The following is a 23344-nucleotide window of genomic DNA, read 5'->3' as shown; positions in this document are numbered from 1 at the left end:
TCTCTCCTACATTAGCTCAGTCATATGTTTTATTATATCCATAGATTCTGTGCCTAAAACAGAAATTTCATACATTTTATTTCTTTTTACATCAATAATTTGACAATTTGTTTCTTCACAATTCATATCATTTTGATTTTCGATAGAAACATATCCATATTCATCGTCCATATTTTCAAATCCCATAAAAAATTTATTTTTATTAGCAGTATCTGAAATTAAAATTTTAAAATCTTTTGAACTATTTTCAGATAAATGTTTTTCGTCAAATTCAAAGTTTTTAAAGTTTTCATATTCACTTAAAAATATCGCATTATCAGTTGTTAAATATCCTTTAACCTTACTATTGTATTCAAACCAACTTGGTATTCTCAAGTTAAAATCTAAATTTTTTAAGAATTTATCGTAAAAATGGTATCCTACTTCATATCTAACTTTTCTGTATGCAAAGTTTGATGATGAGAATTTATCAACACCTAAGTATTTATATATCTCTCTTGAATATTTTTGTGGCAAATGTATTTGTACATTATTTTCAATCAAATTATCGAACATAAACATAACCATAGACAATCTTTCATCAAAATCATCAACCAATGTCAAATCTTTTAAATTATTCCAAACATGGTATAATAAATAATTTTCATCTGAATAAGCATCTTCAACTTTTTCATTAAACAAGAACAATCTTTCGCAAACAGCATCTATTCCCTCTTCATTTAACTTTTCAAACTCTGAAAGAGAAATAACTCCTGTATATGCACAAATATAATCCTCTATTGTTACTGGAAAAGTTTTTTGATTATCCATAAGTATTGACCTTGCTCTAATATCGTCTTTATTATTTAAGATAAATTCTACTCTTTCTTTCATCCAAGTAGTAAATAATACTTTAAGTTTTTCAAAATCATTATCCTTATAAAAACCTGTATCATCTTTAATTTCAAATTTGCAACCTAAAAATGCAAAAAATTCATTTAGAAAATCAACAACTAGACAATGATAACCTGCTCCATAATAGCAAGTTTCCGTTCTCATCTCTATTTCTTCATCAATTTTAAAATTTAAAGAAAGATAAGGTAAAATTTCAAAATTTAAAACTATTGCTCCATCACTCTCTTCTAATGAATATCCATAATTATCGTCCTCTGCAAATTCATCAACTTTTTCTAAAAATCCATCTATATCATATTGAAATTTAACACTTATTCCAAAATTTTCCATAAAACACCCCTGTATATTTAATCACATTTATGATTTATTTTATCACAAATTTCAAACAATATCAAACTGTTAAATAAAGTTATTTTTGTGGTATAATCTATTTAGTATAAAAATATTTTATAAAAGAGGGGCTGTTATGAAAGAAAAATTTTTAAACTTTATGAAAGACAGATATGGTGGAGATATTTTAAACCGAATAATTTTATATTTTGCAATAGGTTTTTCTATTGCTAATCTATTTAAAAGAAGTGATATTTTTACAATTATTTCTATTTTGCTAATTGCTATTGTATTTTTTAGAGCATTTTCAAAAAATAAAAGAAAAAGAGCAATGGAGCAACTAAAATTTTTTAATTTAATTTCTCCGATATATTCAAAACTTTTAAAGTTCGCATCAAAAGATAGAAAAAATTACATATATTTCAAATGTAAAAATTGCAAACAAGAACTAAGAATCCCAAGAGGAAAAGGAAAGATAAAAGTTACTTGTCCACATTGCAAGCACGAAGAAATTAGAAAAAGCTAGGAAAAACCTAGCTTTTTTATACAACTAAAATAAAGCACAAAAACAATGATGTGATTAAATAAAGTACTCAAAATTAAATGTCAAATTTTTTCTTTGGAAATTCATCAAGTTCTTGTAAAAATATGTCTTTAATTAAATTTACAAAAAATTTTTTCATAATCTATTTATTTGTAGCACCTTTACTTTGCAATAATTTTTCCATATTTTTAGTATAATGAACACTTCCGTCTGCAAGTATCCAAAAAGCCTCTGTACCTTCAACTTTTTCTAAAAGTTTTTTCCCTTCTTCAACGTCCATTAAAAATAAACTTGTTGAAATAAAATCGGCAAGTCCTGAGTCTTTGCATAGAATTGTAACACTTTTAATTTTATCTTTAGGATAACCTGTTTGTGGGTCAATAATATGATTATAAGCCTTATCATCTACAAAATAAAATCTTTGGTAATCTCCACTTGTTACGGCACAAGTTTCATCTGTAAAAATAACTTCTTGAATTTCAACCTTTTTTGAATCAAAAGTAGGTGCTTGAATACCGATTCCCCATTTATTTTTATCTTTTTCTAAAGGACTACCGATAGCTTTTACATTTCCTCCAGCTGAAATTATTGCACTTTTAAGTCCCATTTCTTTTAGTTTATTCATAACTTTTTCAACAGAATATCCCTTTGCAATAGCTCCAACATCAAGTCGCATATCTTTATCTTTTAGAAAAACCGTACTTTTTTCTTTATCAATTACAATATTATCAATATTTGTATGTTTCAATCCCTCTTTTATCTTATTTGCATCAGGTAATTTACCTTTAAGATTAACAGCCAAGTCCTTTTCTGCTCTCCAAAGAGTTGTTACACTCCCAAGTCCGATATTAGTTTTATTAGACAACTTCTTATAGTTCTCAATAGAAAATTCCAAAAGCTCTATGATTTCCTTATCCACCTTTACAGGTTCTTTTCCTGCATTATCATTAATCGTCTTTATATTATTTTCATTCGCATTTTCAAAAGAATTATAAAGGTTATGATATCTTTTCATATCCTCTTCTAAAAATTTGAAATATTTATTAAATTCTTTTTCACTCGCACAATATGCACTAAAAGCTATATCCGTATCAAAAACTCCAAAAAATCCCTTTGAAAACTTTTTAAAACTTGCACTTTCATTTTCCTTAACTTCTTTTTTAGTTGTTACCTTTTCAGTATTCTTCGAACAAGCACTAAAAACTAAACAACATAATAACAAAACTATAATACTTTTATTAAATTTCTTCATCTTCCCACAACTTTACTAAAAATTTTTATGTCTTAAATACCAAATAGGATATATACTTGAAAATCCGTCATAAACATCGTTAATCTCTTTTATTTTCTCTGTTATATATTCGTCATCGACATTCTTGTTTTCTACAAAAATATCATATAAATTTTCAATTATAGTATATACTCCTAAAAGTTTAAAAAATGCTCTTGGAACATTATTGTCAAAATATCCATTAACAACACCTGTCAATAAACTGGAATTATTTTCGTGATATAAATTCATATTTCTAAATTCAAAATATGAATCTGACCTTAAAATTTTGTACTCCTCGATTATTTGAAACTTGCCGTCTTTTGAAATTTTTATATCCTCAAGCCCATTAATTCCGATAATGGTTGTACAAGTTCTCTCCTTCAAACAATATCTGTTTCTTTCAAGAAAATCAAAAAGAACATATTCTAAATTTCCCCTGTACTTTCCAAGTCCGTACTTATGCAAAAATTTATTTATTCTATAATTATAATGTTTATTCCACCTACCACAATCCGCTCCTTGAAAGCTCTTGTGGTATTCAAAAATAAATCTTCCTATTTCAAAACCAATCTTATAAGCATCATCATCACTTAAACTATTTTTTTCATCAACAACAAAAGGAATAATTCTATAACAAAACTTATCGTCCAAAATTCCAATATTCTCATAAGAAATATTGGAAAAATTATTTGATAAATTATTTAAACAATCAAAAATTTTATTTATCTTGGAAAATTTTCCATAAGGAAATAAATTCAAAATAAACTTTTCTTTTTCGTTTTCTAAAAAAAATTCCTTGTCATTTATTTTTTCTACTCTTAAATTTTTATTCTTTATAAATTCTATATTTTTAACTAATTCAAGCATAATTTCCCTCTATGTATTAAACTCCAACAGACTTTATAAGAGCCTCATTAACTTTTTTCATAAAGAACTCATCAGTAAAACCGACTTTTTCTCTAAGCCTTTTTTTATCTATCGTTCTTATTTGCTCCAATAACACCACAGAATTTTTAGGAAGTCCAAATTCTGCTGAAACTTCAACATGAGTAGGAAGTTTCACTTTATTCATCTGAGAAGTTATAGCTGCAATAATAACAGTTGGACTATATTTGTTTCCAATATCATTTTGCACGACCAAAACAGGCCTTACTCCCCCTTGTTCTGAACCAACAACGGGACTTAAATCAGCATAAAAAATATCGCCTCTTTTTACCTTCATATATTTTTTCTTTTAGCAAAAACTAAAAGCACTCCCTCTTAAATAATCTTATTTAATTATTATATAGTTTTATGGAAAATAAATCAATACTTAATAATTATTATTGAAAAAAATCACAAAAAAAAGCACCCTTTCGGGTGCTAAAAATATTTTTGTTTATTTATGGCAACAAGGTTTTGATGCTCTGAAGAACCAAATATTTTTTTGTAATTCGCCAATATGTCCTTCTAACATTCCAACGATTATGAAATCTCCAGCTTCATCAGCTTCTTCTCTGATTTTAGTAGCTTCTTCTTTAAGAGCAACTAAGTCATTCATAACTATTTCATTTACTTCGTCAACTGTTACTTTCTTTGATTCTAATTCCTTAATTGTAGCAATTTCAATATATTCTTTTAATGATGCACAAGGGAATCCACCTCTCATTTTGATTGATTCAGCAACTTCATCATACCATTCAAAGAATGTATCATATAATCCTTCTGTGAATGTATGTGTTTGATAGAAGTTTCTTCCTTCTACATTCCAATGTAAGTTATGCAATTTTGTAGTCATAACTGCGATGTTTGATAAATAAACATTTAAACTTTTAAAATCTTTCATTTTTTTATTCCTCCTAAGTGTATTATCATTTACAATAATTATATACCCATTTTTTAAAAAAAATAAAGTTTTTTTTCAAATTTTTTCAAAAAAATTTTTTTATATTTGTGGTAAGTATTTTAGCAAAAAAACTATTTCAAATCACATATTTGGTGTGCTTTTTAAAATTTTTTATGAATTTATTTCTTAAATGGAAAATGATAATTTTATCAAGCAATAATTATCTTAAAAATGGCTAAATTGTAACATTTTTGTAATTGCTTTTATTTTTTTTTCTGTTATAATTTCTAATAGACAAATTTATTAAGGAATGAAGAAAATGAAAAATTTTAACATAGATAATAATAAAAAAAATTTCACTAAAAAAAGAAATTTACAAAATGGTGAAATTAAAAAGACAAATTTAAAAAGCGATGAAAATTTATCTAAAAACAAAGAAGAAAAATTAATACAAAATCCAAATTATATAAAAAGTTTTGACGGACTTCGTGCAATCGCCGTAGTTTTAGTAATGCTTTATCATATAATTCCACATAAAATTGCCGGTGGGTATCTCGGCGTTGTAATCTTTCTAGTTTTAAGTGGATATTTAGTAACCGATAATTTTTTAAAAGAAATGGACGAACATATTCATCTGGATATTTTAAACTTTTGGAAAAAAAGAATTATAAAACTATATACTCCTTTGTTACCGATGCTTAGCATAGTAAGTTTATTAGTATTATGTTTCTTTAATGATATGCTAAATGGATATGTTGGAAATTTATTCAGCTCACTTTTTGGAATAAACAACATTTACCAAATAATACATGGCTTATCTTATTTTGAATCACATGGAAATCCAAATCCATTTACTCATCTTTGGTCTTTGGGTCTTGAAGTGCAATTCTATTTAATATGGCCAATCTTGATTTCAATACTTTATGGAACTTTAAAATTAAAAAGAAAAAATATAGCTATTATAACTTTTATTCTATCTATACTATCTGCTCTAACAATGTATTTACTATATAGTCCAAATACAGATGTTTCAAGAATCTACTATGGAATAGACACTAGAGCATTCAGTTTTTTAATAGGCTCATTGTTTGGCTGTTTATATCCAAGAGAAAAAGTACAAAATTTAGAATTTTCAAAAGGAAGAAATATCGGTATAAATATTTTTTCTGTAATGCTATTTTCTTTTATAATTTATATTTCAATAATACTGGATGCAAAATTAGATATAGTTTATAAATTCGGTATGTATTTTTACTCATTACTTATTGGTCTGTTTTTAGTTTTTATACTTTTAAAAGACAATATAATGAATAAACTTTTAAGTTTAACTCCTTTTACAGTAGTTGGAAGAAGAAGTTATAGCCTTTATTTGTGGCAATACCCTATAACTATATTTATAGGAGATTTTCTAAAGTGGAGTAAAATTTCTGTTATATATTTAGTTTTTATTGAATTTATATTTTCAATTATTTTTGCAGAAATAAGTTATAGAATTTTCGAAGGTAAAAAGAATTATTTAAGGTATATAAATAAAAAATGTGAAGAAGATATAACAAATAAAAATCTTTTTGCATCTGTTGGCATTTTAGCGATTTTTATAATATTTTCTACTTCCATTTTATCTCTTTCACAAAAATCAAATGATATTGATGAGTTAAAGAATAAACTTGAAAATATACAAAAAAATAATGAAGAAAAAGAAAATTATTTAGAAATTCCTGACAAAAAAGTTGCAAGAGAAGTAGCTAAAGATAAAGAAGAAAATAAAGTAGATATTTCAAAAGAAAGTATTACATTTATCGGAGATAGTGTAATGTTATCATCTGCCGATAAAATGAAGGAAGAATTTAAAAATTCTGTTATAGATGCAAAGGTTAGTAGGCAAGCTTGGGATTTACCAAAAGTTTTAGAAGATTTAAATAAAAAGAATAATATAAAAGATATTGTTGTAATCCACTTAGGAACTAATTACAAAATAGACAAAGAAAAGTTTAAAGAATATTTAAAATCTTTAGAAAAAAGACAAATCTTTTTAATTAACTGCGTTGTTCCTGAACCTTGGGAAGAACAAGTAAATATAACGATAAAAGAAATTTCAGATGAAATGGAAAATGTTAAAATGATAGACTGGTATTCTGTTGCTAAAAACAAAAAAGAAATTTTTTACAAAGATGCTACTCACCCAAATGAAAAAGGCGCAAAAGAATACACAGAATTATTAAAAACAGAATTAAGTAAACACATAAAAAAAGGAGCGTAATGCTCCTTTTAAATTACTTTTTTACACTCGCTCCACTTAGTTCAATGCTTTTATTCACAAGAACATTAAGCGCATCAATTGTATTTATTTTTTTATCAATATCTAAAAGACTTAGTTCAGTACAAGCTATTATTCCAATAGTCTCATCATCACAATATCTATTTAAAATTTCAATAAAATCTGTATTTTCTAAATTATTTGTTTCTTTGATATTATAGATTATATCCATAACGGAATTTTTATCTTCCAAAGAAATTTCTTTAACTTCAACTCCATATTTATCGGCATACTTTTCATATACTTTTGAATTTAGTGTCCCAAGTGTTCCAAATACAGCTATTTTTTTTATTCCTCTATCTTTTATTTCTAAAATAGTTTCTTCAATCATATTTATGATTTTTAAATTTGTAAAATTTTTAAATTCATCATAAAAGTAATGACTTGTATTGCAAGGAATAGCAACTGTATTAACTCCAATTTTTTCAAGAGTTTCAAAATCTTTTCTTATTGCATCTAAAAATTCAGTTTTTCTATTTTCAATAATACATTTTGTCCTGTCAGGCATAGTTGAATGATTTAATACAATCAAATTAATATGTTCGTTATCCTTATGTGCATCTGTATTTAAAACTATTTTTTCATAAAAATTAACAGTTGCTAAAGGTCCCATACCTCCAATAACACCCAGTTTATACACTATTTCCTCCTAAATATTTTTCTAAAAACTTTTTCCAATAGAATTTTATTAAAGAAAAACCAAGGTTTCAAATCATAAATAGCAAAAATTGCAGGAGCCCATTTACTTGAAAATGAAATCTTTAAAGATTTTAAAATTCCAACTTGTTTAGTTTTCTTATAACGCCAAATTGCAACCATATCTTCAAAGCCGTAAATAAAAGCATAGTTTGTATCATAGTCGATATATTTACAATCACTTTCTTTTAAATTTCCGGTTAAATCAAGATATGCAATGTAAGGCGTATTTATTCCAATTTTATAAATCAAATTATTAAAATTAGTAGTCCTTGCGTTTATTTCTATCAGATAGATTTCTCCCGTTTTTTCATGCTTTTTAAATTCTATTTCTCCAAAACCTCTATAACCGATTTTTTCTAAAAAAGGCTTTGAAATATCAATTAATTTTTGATTGTACTTTTGAATCGTAAAACAAGATGCTCCAAAGTTTATCGGCCATTGTCTTTGTTTTTGAGCAGTCATATAATGAGTAGTTTTTCCATTTTTATCAATATAACAATCATAAGTCAACATACAATCATCAAAACCCGGAACAATTTCTTGAATAAAAATTTCTATATCATTGTCTTTCGCTTTTTTTATTCCGTTTTCCATTTCTTCAACATTATTACAGATAAAAACTTTATTTCTAAAGACCTTAGTAAACTTTACAGTATCAACAGGCTTGATGATACAAGGAAATCCAACTTCATTTTTTACTTTTTCAACTAATTTTTCATCATTTGCATTAATTGTAGTAGGAATTTTTACTCCGTTTTCTTTGGCAATATCGTATAAAATCCACTTATCCATCAACTTAGTATTAAGACCCCTAACTTGACTAATCAAATAATATTTTTCAAGCTCATCATAATATTTATCTATAAACTCTACATATTTATCATGTGATGGCAATATAACTGGTTTTTCATCTTGCTTTTTACCATATTCAATTAAATCTAAAAAAGTTTGTTCGTCATTCTCATTCAAATCATAAACTTTAAGAAATTCACAAATATATTTTGACTTCGCACCATAAGTTTCAAAATCATAATCGCAAGCAACAACATGAACTCCCTCACGACCCAAACATCTTATCATACTAAGTCCTATATAATAATTACAGCCTAAAACAACCGCTTTATTCATAACTCTACCTCTTAATTAAAATATTGTTCATACCATTTTAAAAATGTATAAATTGTATAAACCTTACGTCCATTATTTTCTACATTATTAAAGTGATTATCCAAAAGTGTATTTATCTTTTCAACGTCAAAAAATTCACCGACAAATTCTTTATTGAAAACTTCTTTAACTATATTATAATATTTTTCTTCTTTAATCCAATTTACAAAAGGAACTAAGAAACCTGCTTTTCTTCTCTTCGCCCAATCCTCCGGCAATTTGTTTTTAGCAGCCTTTCTAAAAGCATATTTTGTAGTTGTTCCGTTTACCTTATGTTTTACAGGGATTGACCTTGCAAGTTCCCACATTTTTTTATCTAACAATGGAACTCTAAGTTCAATAGAATTTGCCATAGTCATTTTGTCTGCCTTTAGCAAAATATCATCAATTATCCACATATTCATATCAAGATACAATCTTTTTGAAACATCGTCCATATCCTTAACTTTATCATAATATTTTTTAGTTAAATCTCTTGAAGTTTCAGAATTTTTATACTTTTCTTTCAAAATTGAATTGGCTTGTTCATCAGACATTATATCAGCTTGTCCAATGTATCTGTCTTCAACCTTTTGTCCGTATTTCATAATAATAGTTTTACCACTAAAATGTTTTTTGTCTTTGAATTTTTTGTATAATTTACTTCTTAAACAAAATGGTAATTTTTTATAAATTCTTTGTGGAAGTGCCTCTTCATATTCATTATATCCTGCAAATAATTCATCAGCACCTTCTCCGGATAAAACTACCTTTACCTGTTCTCTTGCAAGTTTTGATAAAAAGTATAATGGAACAGATGAAAGATTTGCATGTGGTTCATCTGAATAATATTGAACTTTATTTATTCCCTCAAAAAATTCGTCAGGAGTAATTATTTTTGAATAATTTTCTATTCCAAGACTATCAGAAAGCTCCTTTGCATAAACAGTTTCGTCAAATCCTTTGTTGTCAAAGCCGACAGAGAAAGTCTTATTTGGCATCGCAGTCGCAACTACATAACTTGAGTCAACTCCACCTGAAAGGAAAGAACCAACTTCAACATCACTAATCTTATGGTATCTAACTGACTCTTCAACTTCTTTTTCAATCTTACTTACGGCCTCATCAAAAGTCATTTCCTTATAGTCAAGACTTATATTGTAATAACTTTTTATTTCCAACTTTCCATTTTCAAAAATGTAATAATGTCCGGGTCTAAGTTTCTTTACCCCTTTGAAAAAAGTTTCTTCTAAAGGATTGTATTGAAAAACAAGATAATGCTTAAGAGCTTTTTCATTTACTTCTTTTTTGAATTTTGGATATTTCAAAAATGATTTTACTTCAGAGCCAAAAACAAAATCTCCGTCTATCATTGTGTAATAATATGGTTTAATTCCAAAGTGGTCTCTCGCTCCAAAAAGTTTTTCTTTTTTGCTATCCCAGATAGTAAAAGCAAACATACCTCTTAGTTTAGCTAAAATACCTTCTTCGCCATATTCTTCATAACCATGCAAAATTACTTCTGTATCCGTATTTGTTTTAAATTTATATCCTTTTTCTAATAAATCAGCTTTAATTTCTTGGTAGTTGTAAATTTCTCCATTAAAAATTATAGCAATATCATCAGTTTCATTTAAAATTGGTTGAGAGCCCTCATTTAAATCTATTATACTAAGTCTTCTAAAACCAAAATTAATTCCTTTATCAAAATAATAGCCATCACTGTCAGGTCCACGATGAACTATCTGACTATTCATTTCTTTTATTATATTTTCGTCTTTTATATCTTTACTATAAAATCCTACAAATCCGCACATATTTTCTCCTTAAGAATAATTCAAAATTTCTTTTTTACTGTAAATTTTATTGTAACATATTATATCTCATTTTACAAATTTTAAACAATTCTATCCTTTAATGGAAATAAAATTTCCTCTCTATCATAAGAGCTGTTTTTTTCCAAAATATAGTTAAGTCCAATTCTACCTGCCTTATCCATTCCTTGACAACCTGCAAACATAACAACATCATCTTTTTGTGCAAGGTCAATAACCGTTTCAACAGCCTCTTTTAAAGTGTCAAACAAATGAACCTTTATATTGTTTTCATTCATAATTTTCAAAAATATATCTCTTTCTTCGTTGGAAACTTCATCTTTCCAAGTAACCGTATCCTTACTTAAAGTTGCATATATTTCTTTTAATTTTAATTTATCATTCCACTCAATAATTTTTAAAGCATTTTCTTCGTTTAGTTCAACTCCACGATTTCCTCTTATTGCATATAAAAATTTTATATCGTTATACTGCATTTTACAAAGTGTTTCAAGAGTTACATCGATATTAACTTCATTTGCAAAATGGTCATCAATTATTTTAAAATCTTTTTCAAAAATAATTTCAAATCTTCTTTCAACGCCTCTAAATTTTTTCAAAGCACTTTGAATTGTTGAAATACTTATTCCGTCCAAAAGAGCTATTCCTATCGCCACCATTGAATTCATAACAGAGCTAAAACCGGCAGTATTTAATTCAATATGAAATTCACCTTTTTTCAAAATTCCGTTTTTAGTTTCAATATCTCTATTTATGATAAAATCAAATTTACCACGACCTGTTGATAAGTCTAGATTTTTCATTGAAAAATTTTCTTCTAAACTATCCAATGATAAAGAAAAAACTTTAGCCTTAGTTTTTGAGGCTAATTCTTTTATCTCCAAATTATCAAAATTCAAAAGAGCTATTTGATGCTCCTTAGCCTCAGTTATCAGCTTGGACTTTTCTCTTTTATATGCCTCATAGCTACCATGTTGCTCCATATGTTCTTTACTTAAATTATGGAAACTTACAATATTATAATCAACATCCTTTGCTCTATCCAACTCTAAAGCTGCAGAAGAAACTTCCATAATTACCTTATCAGCATTTTTTTCTCTAAAAATACTCAAATACTTTTGTAAATCTAAACTTTCAGGAGTTGTTAAATAAGACGGAATCATAAAATCATCAATTTTTACAAAAACCGTTCCAATAATTCCAACCTTAAGTCCTGCCTCTTCATAAATATTTTTAAGCATAAAACTTGTTGTAGTCTTACCATTTGTAGCAGTAATTCCAATAACATCTAAATCTTTACTCGGCTTACCATAATAATTATGAGAAATTTTTGAAAGAGCGGACCTTGAATTTTTAACTCTAATTTGAATTATATCTGTATCAACAAAGTCCTCAACTATACAAGCATAACAGCCTTTTTCCTTAGCTGAATCTATATAGATATGTCCATCTGTTTTATATCCTTTTATCGCTACAAAAATATCATTTCCTGAAATATTTTTTGAATTATATTCTATTTTTTCAATTTCTTTTTCAATATCTAAATTACCTTTTACTTCTAAAATTTCTAAATCTTCTAAAAGAGTTTTTAATTTCATAACATACTCCTTTCAAAACAAAAAACTAAATAACAAAAAAAGGTCTCATAAGAGACCTTGGAGGCGACATCCAGATTTGAACTGGAGATGAAGGTGTTGCAGACCTCTGCCTTACCACTTGGCTATGTCGCCAAATTGAAATGGAGCGGAAGACGAGATTCGAACTCGCGACCCTCGCCTTGGCAAGGCGATGCTCTACCACTGAGCCACTCCCGCATATTTGGTGCCCAGAGGCGGAATCGAACCACCGACACGAGGATTTTCAGTCCTCTGCTCTACCGACTGAGCTATCTGGGCATATAATATTCAATTTTTTCAAAATTTTTAAAATTTCTGTACTTACTTTTATTTCAATTTTTAGATAGCTCATTCTCTCGTGCTTCGCACTAAACTAAGGCATTGCCTAAAAACAACTTCGTTGTTTTTGCCACTTCCTTATACCGACTTTTCACTATCTGGGCATATAAATTATTCAAATTTTTTCTTTGATAATATTGAAATATAAATCAATAAAAAACAAAATAATCTTAACTCATAAGTACCTTGATATTATACAATATTAATATAACATTGTCAAGTATTTTTCTAAAAATATTGTTGCTATTAATTAATCTCAAATTGCTGTAAATTTAAAATTTTGAACAAAAATAAAATTTTTTTAAAATTTTTTTTATTTTTTGCCGTTTTTTAATTGATTTTTTTTTTTATTGTTGTATAATATATGTTAATATATTTTTTGATAAATTTTAATTTGATTGCTTTTAAAATTTTTCAAAAAAATAATTAGGACAAAAAAATAATTTTATCAGGAGGAGAAAAAATAATATGTGGGAAACAAAATTCCAAAAAGAAGGCTTAACATTTGATGATGTACTTTTAATTCCAGCAAGAAGTGAAGTTTTACCAAAGGATGTTGATTTATCTTCACAACTTACTAAAAAAATCAAATTAAATATTCCGGTTGTTTCTGCTGCAATGGACACTGTAACAGAACATAAAATGGCAATAGCAATGGCAAGAGAAGGTGGTCTTGGGGTAATACATAAAAATATGCCTATCGAACAACAAGCTGAAGAAGTTAGAAAAGTTAAACGTTCAGAAAGTGGCGTTATAAATGACCCATTCTTCTTAACTCCGGAACATAAAGTTCAAGAGGCTGAGGACTTAATGAAAAGATATAGAATTTCCGGTGTACCTATTGTAAATTCTTTAGAAGAAAAAAAATTAGTTGGAATTTTGACTAATAGAGATTTAAGATTTTTAGAAGATTATTCAGTAAAGATTGATACTGTAATGACAAAAGAAAATCTTGTAACAGCTCCTTCAAATACTACTTTAAATGAGGCTGCTCAAATTTTAAGAAATCACAAAATTGAAAAGTTACCTCTTGTAAATGACAAGGGAATTTTAACTGGATTAATAACTATTAAAGATATTGAAAAAGTTGTTAAATATCCAAACTCTGCAAAAGATTCTCAAGGAAGATTACTTGTAGCTGCATCAGTTGGAACAGGTGCTGATACTTTTGAAAGATTAGAGGCTCTTGTAAACGCTGGAGTTGATGCTGTGGTTATCGATACTGCTCATGGTCATTCAATGGGAGTTGTTAAAAAAGTTAAAGAAATCAAAGAAAAATATCCTGAACTTGATATTATCGCAGGTAATGTTGTAACAGCTGATGCAACTAGAACTCTTTTTGAGGCAGGTGCCGATGTTGTTAAAGTTGGTGTAGGTCCAGGTTCAATCTGTACAACAAGAGTTGTTGCAGGAGTTGGTGTTCCTCAAATTACAGCTGTATATGATTGTGCAACTGTTGCTAGAGAAATGGGAAAAACAATCATCGCTGATGGTGGATTAAAATATTCAGGAGATGTTGTTAAAGCACTTGCTGCAGGCGGAAATGTTGTAATGTTAGGTTCAATGCTTGCAGGTACTGACGAATCACCAGGAGAATTTGAAATTTTCCAAGGGAGAAGATTCAAAACTTATAGAGGTATGGGTTCTCTTGCTGCAATGGAAAAAGGTTCAAAAGATAGATACTTCCAAGAAGATGGTAAAAAACTTGTTCCAGAAGGAATTGAAGGAAGAACTCCTTACAAAGGAACATTAGCAGATGCAATTTACCAAATCGTTGGTGGAATTAGAGCAGGTATGGGATATACAGGAGCAAAAGACTTAGAAACTTTAAGAGAAACTGCTCAATTTGTTAGAATGACAGGTGCTGGTCTTATAGAATCTCACCCACATGATGTTCAAATAACAAAAGAAGCTCCAAACTATTCAAAATAGTTATATAGAAAAAGGCTATTCGTTTTAAAGCGAATAGCCTTTATTTTTTTTAATTATTATTGATAAACCGCTCTACTTCCACCAATTAATTTTGGTCTTGAAGTTAATGCTGTTAAATGTGCATTCCCTATTTCTTTTACAGATAATCTTGCCGGTACTTGAACAAATTTTACATGCATACCAATGGAAGTGTCGCCTATGTCAAGTCCTGCTTTTGCAACTATTTTTTCTACAACTACCGGATTTTTAAATAATTCATAAGCTGAGGTTGCGACTCCACCACCCGCATTTTTTTGTGGAACAACATTTACTATTTCAAAATTATTTTTTCTTGCAACACATTTTTCAACAACCAATGCTCTGTTCAAATGCTCACAACATTGAACTGCAAAATTCACATTTATTTTATCCAATTTTTCTTTTATAGTTTCAACAATCAGTTTGCCAACCTCAATATCTGTATCTTTTCCAATATATTTTCCTTTTACTTCACTTGTACTGCAACCCAAAACAAAAATATCGCCCTCTTCAAACTTTGCCTTTTCAATAAGCTCGTCCATACAAATTTGTAAATCTTCTTTGATTTTCATTAAGTCCATAACAAACCTCCTTAAGCCTCTATCTTCCTTAGAGTTCTAAAAAGCAATATAAAACCCGTTACAGCTGAAATAGCATCAACTATTGGATAACTAATCCATGCTCCTAAAACTCCAAATTCACCTACCATAATTATAACTATTGGAATATATAAAAGTGTTTCTCTATAAATCGATAATAAAAAATTGTATCTTTCCTTACCGATAGATTGGAAAAAGTATATACAAATATAATAAAAACTAAGAATTGGAAAAACTAAGATAACATATTTAAAACTTTTAGTAGCTATCTCTAAAAGTCTTTCATCTTTTAAAAATAAATTTATAACAAATTTTACATTGTAAATCATAAATATCCAGATTATCGTAGATAGAGAAAAAACTAATACAAAACCCGTTTTTATAATTTTTTTCATTTTAAAAAAGTTTTTTGCTCCATAATTATAAGAAATTAATGGTTGAATTGAACTACTCACTCCAATCATAGCCACAAACATAAACATAGATACCTTTGTAACTACGCCAACTAAAATAATTGCATCATTTCCACCAACAGGTAAAAGCAAATGATTAAGCACACTAATCAAAATCGCATCCGAAAACTCTATTATGAATGAAGAAAAACCTATCGCTAAAATATTGCAAGAAATTTTTATATCAAATCTTGGAATCAAACTAAAACCATTTTCTCTTTGCAATTTTTTTATATAGAAAAATGCAAATACAAAAGAAATAATTTGACTAAAAACGGTAGCAATTGCTGCACCCTCAACGCCCATATTAAAATGTTTAACTAAAACAAAGTCGATTACTATATTTATAAAAGCTCCGATGCTTGAAGAAAACAACATAACTTTCATATTCCCATAAGCAATATTCATATAACCAAAGACTGTTGTAAATGCTAAAAAAACACTCCCAAACATAACTATTCTTAAATATCCAACTGAATATATGAGTATTTCATCTCTTGCTCCTAAAAACATACAAATATTCTTAATAAACAAAAGAGAGATTGTTGTAACTAAAAAAATTATAATCAAAGTTAGTCCTGTTACAGCCGTTGTATATTTAGTTATTTCTTTTGAACGCTTTTCTCCAAGCCTTCTTGATATTAAATTTGAAACTCCAATTCCAAGACAAATTGAAATTGCAATAACGAGTCTTTGCAAAGGAAAAACAACGCTCAAAGCGCCTATCGAATTTGCTCCAACATATTTTCCAACGAAAAAAGTATCGACCATATTGTATAGCTCTGCAATCAAAATACTCAAAATTCCCGGAATTGCAAAATGCAAAAGCGCTTTAATAATATTATTTTCAGAATAAATACTCTTCGTGTCCATTGTTATAAAACTCCTTAATCCTCATATCCATTTGGATTATTTAATTGCCATCTCCAACTATCTTCACACATTTCTCTTATTCCATATTTAGCTTCCCAACCAAGTTCTTCCTTTGCCTTAGTAGAATCAGCAAAACATTCTGCAATATCTCCGCTTCTTCTCGGAGTAACTACATATTTTATCTTTTTCCCTGTAACTTCTTCAAAATTTTTAATCATATCAAAAACACTATAACCTTCACCTGTTCCAAGATTATAAATTCTAACAGCTTTACTGTCTTCAAATTTTTTAATTGCTTTTATATGACCTAATGCTAAATCCAAAACATGAATATAATCCCTTACACCTGTTCCATCTTTTGTTTCATAGTCATCTCCAAAAACTCTAACATAGTCTAATTTACCAACTGCAACTTGAGTTATATATGGAACTAAATTATTAGGAATTCCATTAGGATTTTCACCTATTCTACCGCTCTTATGAGCTCCAATCGGATTAAAATATCTAAGAAGAACAATATTCCAATCATTATCGGAAATATACAAATCCGTAAAAATTTCTTCTGAAAATAATTTTGTTCTTCCGTAAGGATTTGTAACAGAAAGTGAAAAATCTTCTTTTATAGGAACAGACTTCGGCTTTCCATAAACAGTAGCAGAAGAGCTGAAAATTAAATTTTTTACATTAAATTCTCTCATAACTTCTATAAGTTTTATGCTTCCGTTAATATTATTATCATAATATTCTATAGGTTTTTCAACTGATTCTCCAACAGCCTTAAGTCCTGCAAAATGTATTACCCCATAAATATCATTTTCTGAAAAAATCTTTCTAAGTATTTCTTTATCTCTAACATCACCTTTGTAGAATTTGATTTTTTTGCCACTAAGCTCTTCAATTATCCTTAAAACTTTTTCGCTGGAGTTGTAAAAATTATCAATTATTACTACATCATATCCTTCATTTAAAAGTTCTATACAAGTATGAGAGCCAATATATCCCGCTCCTCCGGTAACTAAAATTTGTTTCATATTTATCTCCTATTTTATATTTTTTATTAATTCTCTACATCTAATTTCATCTTTTTTTAATTGCTCTATCAGTTCATCAACTGAATTGAACTTAATATTATCTCTTAATCTTTTTGAAAAGCAAAGCTCAATATCTTTTCCGTAAATATCTTCATCAAAATCAAAAATATGTGATTCTATTGTAGATTTTTTATTATCAAAAGTTGGATTGTAACCAATACTTGAAAAGCTATAAAGTTCTTTTTCATCAACTATCGTCTTTGTAAAATAAACTCCCTCTTTTGGAATAACATAATTAAAAGAAATATCCAAATTTGCAGTAGGAAAACCTAGATTTCTCCCTCTTTGAAAACCAGAAACAACTTTACCCTTTATAGAATAAAAATTACCAAGCAAATCTTTTACAAGTTCAACATTTCCATTTCTTATGTATTCAATAATTTTTGTACTACTAATTTCCATATTATCTAAACTTATCTTATCAACAATAGTACAAGATAAATTTTTATTATTCATATACGATTTAATAAAATCAGTATTTCCTTCACGATTTTTTGCAAATCTATAATCACTTCCAACAACAATATGCTTTACACTTAAATTTTCAGTTAAAAACTCCAAAAATTCTAATGGAGTTAAATTTTTAATCTTTTTAGAAAACTCAATGCTAAAAACATAATCTATTTTAAAACTTTCAAGCCTTTTTAATTTATCATAAAAGGACATTATCCTACTTGAACTCTGATTAAAAATAAAATCCTTAGTATGGCTTTCAAAAAGAAAAACAACAGTCTTATATCCCTTTTTAATCTTTATATTATTTAATTCAGAAATCAAACTTTGATGACCGATATGAAAACCATCAAAATTTCCCAGAGCTACAACAATATTATCAAATTTAAAATCACTTTCCAAATTCAATTTAAAATGCTCCATAAAAACCCCTTTTTCATTTAATCTTTAAAGTAATTATACAACAAAAAAGAGTAAATTTCAATTTTGATACTAAACACTAATTAAAATTACTAAAGTTAAATAAAGTACCTGCTTGAAGACCTCTCCAAGCACTACGTTTTGTCGAGGTGACGTTTTAGGTGCTTTTTAAAATATTTAGTCAGTATTTATTAGTTATTGAACCTAAAAAAGTGTGTCCGTTAAGAACACACTTTATCTATAATTTTTCTATTGCATCTAATATATCTGTTAAGCAATCTGTATCTAATTTTTCGGCTTCCCCTTCATCAACCATTTCAGGTATTTTTTTATCAAGTGGAATTTTTGCAACATTTGTAAGTCCAAATTTTCTTGATATGTAAGGTAAGTCACTTTCTCCAAATATATTTAATTCTTCGTTACAACAAGGACATTTAAAGTAACTCATATTTTCAACAATTCCTATAATTGGAATATTCATCATTCTTGCCATTTTAACTGCCTTTTCCACAATCATAGAAACCAAATCTTGTGGTGAGGTTACAATTATAATTCCATCAACAGGTAGTGATTGGAAAACTGTTAGTGGCACATCACCTGTTCCTGGTGGCATATCAACGAACATATAATCTACATTTTCCCAAACAACATCTGTCCAAAATTGTTTTATTACTCCTGCGATAACAGGTCCTCTCCAGATAACAGGGTCTGTTTCTTTTTCAAGTAATAAATTTATACTCATTATTTTAATTCCATTTTCAGTTGTTGAAGGAATGATTCCTCTTTCATCTATTCTAGCTTTTCCGTCAATCCCAAAAGATTTTGGTATTGATGGTCCAGTAATATCGGCATCTAAAATACCAACTTCTTTTCCTCTTTTCATCATTCCACTCGCAAGCATAGAAGTGATTAAAGATTTTCCAACTCCACCTTTACCACTAATTACACCTATAACTTTTTTTATGTCGCTAAATTGATTTTGTTCAACCAACAAGCTTTCAAATTCTTCTGATACCCCACAGCTTGATGCACTTGAGCAACCAGAACAACCACCTGAACTACAACCACTACTCATATTGTTCCTCCTATATTTTTAATTCTTCAGAAATATACATTTTATAATATATTCCCTTTTTATTTATCAATTCTAAATGAGTTCCTTGTTCAAGAATAATCCCATTTTCGATTAAAACAATCTTATCACAATCCTTAATCGTTGACAATCTATGCGCAACAATTATAGACGTCTTTCCTTTTAAAATTTCTTTCATCTTATTTTGAATGATTTTTTCCGTTTCAGTATCTATCGAAGAAGTTGCCTCATCTAATATCAATAATTTCGGATTTTTTATCAAAGCTCTTGCAAAAGAGATTAATTGTTTTTGACCGTTGGATATACTATACCCATTTTCGCCAATGATTGTATCAATTCCATTTGGTAACTTATTTATAAAGTCATTTATTCCAAGCAAATCACAAACTTCAAAAATTTCCTCATCACTTGCATTTACATTTCCAAATTTTATATTTTCTTTTATTGAAATGGAAAAAAGTTGTGGCTGTTGCAAAACATATCCAAGATTGTCATACAAAAAAGTTTTATCAACAATTTTATAATCAATTCCGTCAAGATAGATATTTCCGGAAGTTACATCATAAAATTTACAAATCAAATTTACTATTGTAGATTTTCCACTTCCCGTACTTCCTATAAAAGCAACACTTTCACCTTTTTTTATTTCAAAATTAAAATCTTTTAAAATTAATTTTTCATCATCAAAATAATGAAAATTTACATTTTCAAATCTAATATTTCCTTCAAATTCCAAATTGTTTTTCTTTTCTTGTAAAACTTCATCTTCTTCATACAAAATTTGAAAAACTCTTTCAGCTGATGCCTGTGCAGATTTTAAATCTGTAAAAATTTGAGCGAGCATTTTAAAAGGCTCAAATATTTGAAAACTATAAGTTAAAAAACTTAAAAACGCTCCGTATGTCATTACATTTTTCATAACTGAAATTGACGAAAAATTAAATGCAAAACCTACACCAATACTTGCAACAAACATAACTATCGGAACAAAGATTGCAGATATTAATATAGATTTTAAATTATATTTTCTATATTTTTCATTGAAACTTAAAAATTCTCTTCGCTTTTTGTTTTCAATTCCAAGTGCCTTTATCGTCTTTATATAGCTTAAAGACTCTGTATAACTTTTAATGATTTTTGAATTGTAATCTCTTACTTTTCTTTGAAATTTCAAAATGTTTTTTTGAAAAATCATCGTAACTATATAAATTACAGGTAACATTAAAAATAGCATTAGAGTCAATGTGTAACTTAAATAAAGCATAATCGAAACAGAAAACAACAAAACAATAATGCTATGACAAGCATCTATGACTCCCCAACTAAAAACTTCGCTAAGTTTTTGAACGTCTGAAGTCAATCTTGAAATCAATTCACCTGTTTCATATCTCTTTACTGTTGTCAATGAAAATCTTTCAATTTTTTCAAAAACGGATTTTCTAATTTCCTTTGAAACTTTATATTCCAGTTTTCCACCTAAAACATAAAAACTGTAAATTGCAAGAGTTGAAATTATTACAAGCGAAAAAAATGCAATTCCAGCTAAAACAAAACCTCTTAAGTTCTGTCTTGTTATAAAATCATCTGTAAGTAGTTTTATAGACAAAGGAACAACTGCTTGTAAAACACCTGCAATTACAACTACAAACATCAACATATAAAGTTTTTTATATTCAATTTTATAAAATTTTATTAAATCTCTAAAAACATTTATATTTACAATTTTCTTTTTATCCATTATTTACATCATATTCCTTACTTTGAATTTCATTTATCTTGCTATACATTCCATTTTTTTGTATCAATTCATTATGCTTTCCACTTTCAACAATCTTTCCCTCATTAATAACAATTATGTTATCACAATTATTTATCGTTGAAATTCTATGTGAAATAAAAATTGACGTAAATTTTCTATCCATTGATTTTAAAGCATTATTTATCTTCAAATCCGTATTCATATCAACAGCACTTAAACTGTCATCTAAAATCAACACTTCAAACGGTTTTAACAAACTTCTCGCAATGGAAATTCTCTGTTTTTGTCCACCAGAAAGATTTACACCGTTATCCACAACTATAGTTTCATATTTTGAAGAAAAATTCAAAATTTCGTTGTGAATTGAAGAAATATTAGTCGCCCCATAAACAGAGTCTTCCCCTATATTGTCATCAACAATTTTTACATTATCCATAATTGACATATTAAAAAGTTCACTATCTTGCATAATCGCAGAAATTTTTTCTCTAATGTACCTTTTATTTATCTCATTTATATTTATTCCGTCAATTAAAATTTCTCCACTTGTAGCCTCAAAAAGTCCAAGCAAAAGATAGACTATCATACTCTTGCCACTTCCGGTTGCTCCTATGATTCCTAAACTTTCCCCTGCATTTACTACAAAACTTACATCATCTAAAACTAAATTTTCATTAATTTTTAAAGATACATTTTTAAATTCTATTTTTTCAGAAAATGAAACATCACTTATTCCACATTCATAATCTTCCTCAGGTAAATCCAAAACTTCATAAATTCTGGAAATCGAAACACTTGCTTTCGCCATATCACTAAGCAACTGCCCAATCTGTCTAATAGGCCAAACAATCATATTAATATAGATAACAAAAGCAATCAAATCTCCAAAATTCATTTTGCCTGTAATTGTTTCATAACCACCTACAACCAAAACTATCGCCAGTTGTAAAAAAGTTAAAAAGTCATTTACAGCCCTAAACTTTGCAAAAGTCCTCATAAAAGTATTTTGCATAATATTAAAAGTTTCATTTTTTTCTCTAAAAAGATTTAAAATATACTTTTCACGATTAAAAGCCTTAATAACTCTAGTATTAAACAAAACTTCTTTTATGAATACCATAAGTTCACTTTCAGCCTCATCTGTTTTTTTGAAAATTTTTCCAATTTTACCATAAAAAACATAAGACAAAATGGAAATAACAACGCAAAGACTTATACTTATAGTCGCAAGTTTAAAATTAATCAAAGACATAACTATAATTACCAGAATAATTGTTGCAACAGAGCCGAATGCATTTACAAGCTGAGTTGCAAAAAGTTTTCTAACCGTTTCAATATCAGAAGAACTTCTTTGAATCAAATCTCCAGTAGAATAATCATTTAAGCATCTTATATCCAAATTTAAAAATTTATTATACATTTTTTCTTTTAAATTAAAAATCAAATTTTCACAAGCGACATTTGAGTAATAATTCCTTAAAAAAATAAAAATACAGCTAATTCCTGTTAAAATAACTATTACAAAAGCCAATATGTATATATTTTCTCTTAAAAAATCTCTACCACCTATAAAGTCAACAGCTCTCCTTAAAATATCGTACTTATAATCCTTATTTCCGATTATAGAGTCAACTGTAATCATAATAACAATCGGAGTAAGCCCCGAAAAAATTTGTATAAAAATTGTAGAAATCATAGAAAGAAAATAAGTTAATCTATTATTTTTTAAAATTTTCCAAAAAAGTTTAATTTCTTTCAACATATCACCTCATAAAATACATACATATATTTTAATCTAATTTAGAAAAAAAGGCAAATTTATTTGGGTTTGTTCCA

At 27.7% G+C, this 23344-nt stretch carries 19 protein-coding genes and 3 tRNA genes; 3 read left to right on the top strand and 19 right to left on the bottom strand.

Translation table 11 applies throughout. The features are described from left to right. Positions 1 to 6 precede the first annotated feature (6 nt). Positions 7 to 1224 carry a hypothetical protein gene (locus tag ACKTSI_RS02330; RefSeq protein ID WP_407863025.1) on the bottom strand — a complete coding sequence of 406 codons (1218 nt, stop codon included), beginning with the start codon at positions 1222 to 1224 and terminating at the stop codon, positions 7 to 9. A gap of 136 nt (positions 1225 to 1360) precedes the next feature. On the opposite strand from ACKTSI_RS02330, the gene ACKTSI_RS02325 reads away from it, so the two are divergent. Then, entirely contained in the window at positions 1361 to 1750 is a 390-nt protein-coding gene (locus tag ACKTSI_RS02325) for a hypothetical protein (RefSeq protein ID WP_068473892.1), read from the top strand. Positions 1751 to 1910: 160 nt separating this feature from the next. Here the strand turns inward: ACKTSI_RS02325 and ACKTSI_RS02320 are convergent, their stop codons facing one another. The 4 genes from ACKTSI_RS02320 to ACKTSI_RS02305 all read right to left on the bottom strand — a co-directional run bounded on the left by ACKTSI_RS02320 (position 1911) and on the right by ACKTSI_RS02305 (position 4866). Further along, positions 1911 to 3020, bottom strand: a complete 1110-nt coding sequence (locus tag ACKTSI_RS02320; RefSeq protein ID WP_407863024.1) for an FAD:protein FMN transferase — start codon at positions 3018 to 3020, stop codon at positions 1911 to 1913. Positions 3021 to 3035: 15 nt separating this feature from the next. After that, entirely contained in the window at positions 3036 to 3908 is an 873-nt protein-coding gene (locus ACKTSI_RS02315) for a hypothetical protein (protein ID WP_201275231.1), read from the bottom strand. 16 nt (positions 3909 to 3924) lie between these two features. Next, complete coding sequence (locus ACKTSI_RS02310; RefSeq protein ID WP_311526114.1) at positions 3925 to 4263, bottom strand: type II toxin-antitoxin system PemK/MazF family toxin; 339 nt, start codon at positions 4261 to 4263, stop codon at positions 3925 to 3927. Between the two features lie 156 nt (positions 4264 to 4419). After that, positions 4420 to 4866, bottom strand: coding sequence for a Dps family protein (locus ACKTSI_RS02305; protein WP_407863023.1), 447 nt, complete (start codon positions 4864 to 4866; stop codon positions 4420 to 4422). A 319-nt stretch (positions 4867 to 5185) separates the two neighbouring features. Here ACKTSI_RS02305 and ACKTSI_RS02300 point away from each other — a divergent pair, with 319 nt between their 5' ends. Then, entirely contained in the window at positions 5186 to 7126 is a 1941-nt protein-coding gene (locus tag ACKTSI_RS02300) for an acyltransferase family protein (protein ID WP_407863021.1), read from the top strand. A 13-nt stretch (positions 7127 to 7139) separates the two neighbouring features. On the opposite strand, the gene ACKTSI_RS02295 is transcribed toward ACKTSI_RS02300, so the two are convergent. The 7 genes from ACKTSI_RS02295 to ACKTSI_RS02265 form a co-directional block, all read right to left on the bottom strand. Continuing rightward, positions 7140 to 7823 (bottom strand): aspartate/glutamate racemase family protein, encoded by a 684-nt coding sequence (locus ACKTSI_RS02295; RefSeq protein ID WP_068473911.1) that lies wholly within the window; start codon positions 7821 to 7823, stop codon positions 7140 to 7142. Beyond that, the gene (locus ACKTSI_RS02290; RefSeq protein WP_407863020.1) at positions 7823 to 9010 is read right to left on the bottom strand and encodes a D-alanine--D-alanine ligase; all 1188 of its coding nucleotides are present in this window, start codon (positions 9008 to 9010) and stop codon (positions 7823 to 7825) included. The genes ACKTSI_RS02295 and ACKTSI_RS02290 overlap by 1 nt, the downstream gene beginning before the upstream one ends. Positions 9011 to 9021: 11 nt before the next feature. After that, positions 9022 to 10845, bottom strand: coding sequence for an asparagine synthase (glutamine-hydrolyzing) (gene asnB, locus ACKTSI_RS02285; RefSeq protein WP_308577961.1), 1824 nt, complete (start codon positions 10843 to 10845; stop codon positions 9022 to 9024). Between the two features lie 80 nt (positions 10846 to 10925). Further along, on the bottom strand, positions 10926 to 12461 hold the full coding sequence (locus ACKTSI_RS02280) for a Mur ligase family protein (RefSeq protein WP_201275238.1): 1536 nt from the start codon (positions 12459 to 12461) through the stop codon (positions 10926 to 10928). A gap of 58 nt (positions 12462 to 12519) precedes the next feature. Further along, a tRNA-Cys gene (locus tag ACKTSI_RS02275) sits at positions 12520 to 12593 on the bottom strand. A gap of 9 nt (positions 12594 to 12602) precedes the next feature. Beyond that, a tRNA-Gly gene (locus ACKTSI_RS02270) sits at positions 12603 to 12677 on the bottom strand. A gap of 5 nt (positions 12678 to 12682) precedes the next feature. After that, a tRNA-Phe gene (locus ACKTSI_RS02265) sits at positions 12683 to 12758 on the bottom strand. 528 nt (positions 12759 to 13286) lie between these two features. On the opposite strand from ACKTSI_RS02265, the gene guaB reads away from it, so the two are divergent. Continuing rightward, positions 13287 to 14750 carry an IMP dehydrogenase gene (gene guaB, locus ACKTSI_RS02260; RefSeq protein ID WP_288980760.1) on the top strand — a complete coding sequence of 488 codons (1464 nt, stop codon included), beginning with the start codon at positions 13287 to 13289 and terminating at the stop codon, positions 14748 to 14750. A 56-nt stretch (positions 14751 to 14806) separates the two neighbouring features. Here guaB and ACKTSI_RS02255 read toward each other — a convergent pair whose 3' ends face one another. The 7 genes from ACKTSI_RS02255 to ACKTSI_RS02225 all read right to left on the bottom strand — a co-directional run bounded on the left by ACKTSI_RS02255 (position 14807) and on the right by ACKTSI_RS02225 (position 23270). Continuing rightward, a complete protein-coding gene (locus tag ACKTSI_RS02255) occupies positions 14807 to 15349 on the bottom strand; it encodes a TIGR01440 family protein (RefSeq protein WP_288980757.1) in 543 nt (180 codons plus the stop codon). An 11-nt stretch (positions 15350 to 15360) separates the two neighbouring features. Further along, positions 15361 to 16692 (bottom strand): MATE family efflux transporter, encoded by a 1332-nt coding sequence (locus tag ACKTSI_RS02250; protein WP_407863019.1) that lies wholly within the window; start codon positions 16690 to 16692, stop codon positions 15361 to 15363. Between the two features lie 14 nt (positions 16693 to 16706). Further along, the gene (gene galE / locus ACKTSI_RS02245; RefSeq protein ID WP_407863017.1) at positions 16707 to 17723 is read right to left on the bottom strand and encodes a UDP-glucose 4-epimerase GalE; all 1017 of its coding nucleotides are present in this window, start codon (positions 17721 to 17723) and stop codon (positions 16707 to 16709) included. Positions 17724 to 17732: 9 nt separating this feature from the next. After that, positions 17733 to 18659 carry a bifunctional riboflavin kinase/FAD synthetase gene (locus ACKTSI_RS02240; RefSeq protein ID WP_407863016.1) on the bottom strand — a complete coding sequence of 309 codons (927 nt, stop codon included), beginning with the start codon at positions 18657 to 18659 and terminating at the stop codon, positions 17733 to 17735. A 235-nt stretch (positions 18660 to 18894) separates the two neighbouring features. Further along, positions 18895 to 19731: an Mrp/NBP35 family ATP-binding protein gene (locus ACKTSI_RS02235; protein ID WP_288980750.1), complete on the bottom strand. Its 837-nt coding sequence runs from the start codon at positions 19729 to 19731 to the stop codon at positions 18895 to 18897. A 10-nt stretch (positions 19732 to 19741) separates the two neighbouring features. Then, on the bottom strand, positions 19742 to 21487 hold the full coding sequence (locus ACKTSI_RS02230; RefSeq protein ID WP_407863015.1) for an ABC transporter ATP-binding protein: 1746 nt from the start codon (positions 21485 to 21487) through the stop codon (positions 19742 to 19744). After that, on the bottom strand, positions 21480 to 23270 hold the full coding sequence (locus tag ACKTSI_RS02225) for an ABC transporter ATP-binding protein (protein ID WP_407863014.1): 1791 nt from the start codon (positions 23268 to 23270) through the stop codon (positions 21480 to 21482). The genes ACKTSI_RS02230 and ACKTSI_RS02225 overlap by 8 nt, the downstream gene beginning before the upstream one ends. Between the last annotated feature and the right edge of the window lie 74 nt (positions 23271 to 23344).

The sequence above is a fragment of the Parvimonas parva genome (genome assembly GCF_045866535.1).
GTDB classification, from domain to species: domain Bacteria; phylum Bacillota; class Clostridia; order Tissierellales; family Peptoniphilaceae; genus Parvimonas; species Parvimonas parva.
Note: the sequence above shows the minus strand (reverse complement) of the source record. Positions and strands in the feature narration are given on the sequence as shown.

Bases quoted from the DNA above. Each gene is read 5' to 3' on its own strand.
- ACKTSI_RS02330 (WP_407863025.1), bottom strand. From the start codon at position 1,224: ATGGAAAATTTTGGAATAAGTGTTAAATTTCAATATGATATAGATGGA.
- ACKTSI_RS02325 (WP_068473892.1), top strand. From the start codon at position 1,361: ATGAAAGAAAAATTTTTAAACTTTATGAAAGACAGATATGGTGGAGAT.
- ACKTSI_RS02320 (WP_407863024.1), bottom strand. From the start codon at position 3,020: ATGAAGAAATTTAATAAAAGTATTATAGTTTTGTTATTATGTTGTTTA.
- ACKTSI_RS02315 (WP_201275231.1), bottom strand. From the start codon at position 3,908: ATGCTTGAATTAGTTAAAAATATAGAATTTATAAAGAATAAAAATTTA.
- ACKTSI_RS02310 (WP_311526114.1), bottom strand. From the start codon at position 4,263: ATGAAGGTAAAAAGAGGCGATATTTTTTATGCTGATTTAAGTCCCGTT.
- ACKTSI_RS02305 (WP_407863023.1), bottom strand. From the start codon at position 4,866: ATGAAAGATTTTAAAAGTTTAAATGTTTATTTATCAAACATCGCAGTT.
- ACKTSI_RS02300 (WP_407863021.1), top strand. From the start codon at position 5,186: ATGAAAAATTTTAACATAGATAATAATAAAAAAAATTTCACTAAAAAA.
- ACKTSI_RS02290 (WP_407863020.1), bottom strand. From the start codon at position 9,010: ATGAATAAAGCGGTTGTTTTAGGCTGTAATTATTATATAGGACTTAGT.
- asnB (WP_308577961.1), bottom strand. From the start codon at position 10,845: ATGTGCGGATTTGTAGGATTTTATAGTAAAGATATAAAAGACGAAAAT.
- ACKTSI_RS02280 (WP_201275238.1), bottom strand. From the start codon at position 12,461: ATGAAATTAAAAACTCTTTTAGAAGATTTAGAAATTTTAGAAGTAAAA.
- guaB (WP_288980760.1), top strand. From the start codon at position 13,287: ATGTGGGAAACAAAATTCCAAAAAGAAGGCTTAACATTTGATGATGTA.
- ACKTSI_RS02255 (WP_288980757.1), bottom strand. From the start codon at position 15,349: ATGGACTTAATGAAAATCAAAGAAGATTTACAAATTTGTATGGACGAG.
- ACKTSI_RS02250 (WP_407863019.1), bottom strand. From the start codon at position 16,692: ATGGACACGAAGAGTATTTATTCTGAAAATAATATTATTAAAGCGCTT.
- galE (WP_407863017.1), bottom strand. From the start codon at position 17,723: ATGAAACAAATTTTAGTTACCGGAGGAGCGGGATATATTGGCTCTCAT.
- ACKTSI_RS02240 (WP_407863016.1), bottom strand. From the start codon at position 18,659: ATGGAGCATTTTAAATTGAATTTGGAAAGTGATTTTAAATTTGATAAT.
- ACKTSI_RS02235 (WP_288980750.1), bottom strand. From the start codon at position 19,731: ATGAGTAGTGGTTGTAGTTCAGGTGGTTGTTCTGGTTGCTCAAGTGCA.
- ACKTSI_RS02230 (WP_407863015.1), bottom strand. From the start codon at position 21,487: ATGGATAAAAAGAAAATTGTAAATATAAATGTTTTTAGAGATTTAATA.
- ACKTSI_RS02225 (WP_407863014.1), bottom strand. From the start codon at position 23,270: ATGTTGAAAGAAATTAAACTTTTTTGGAAAATTTTAAAAAATAATAGA.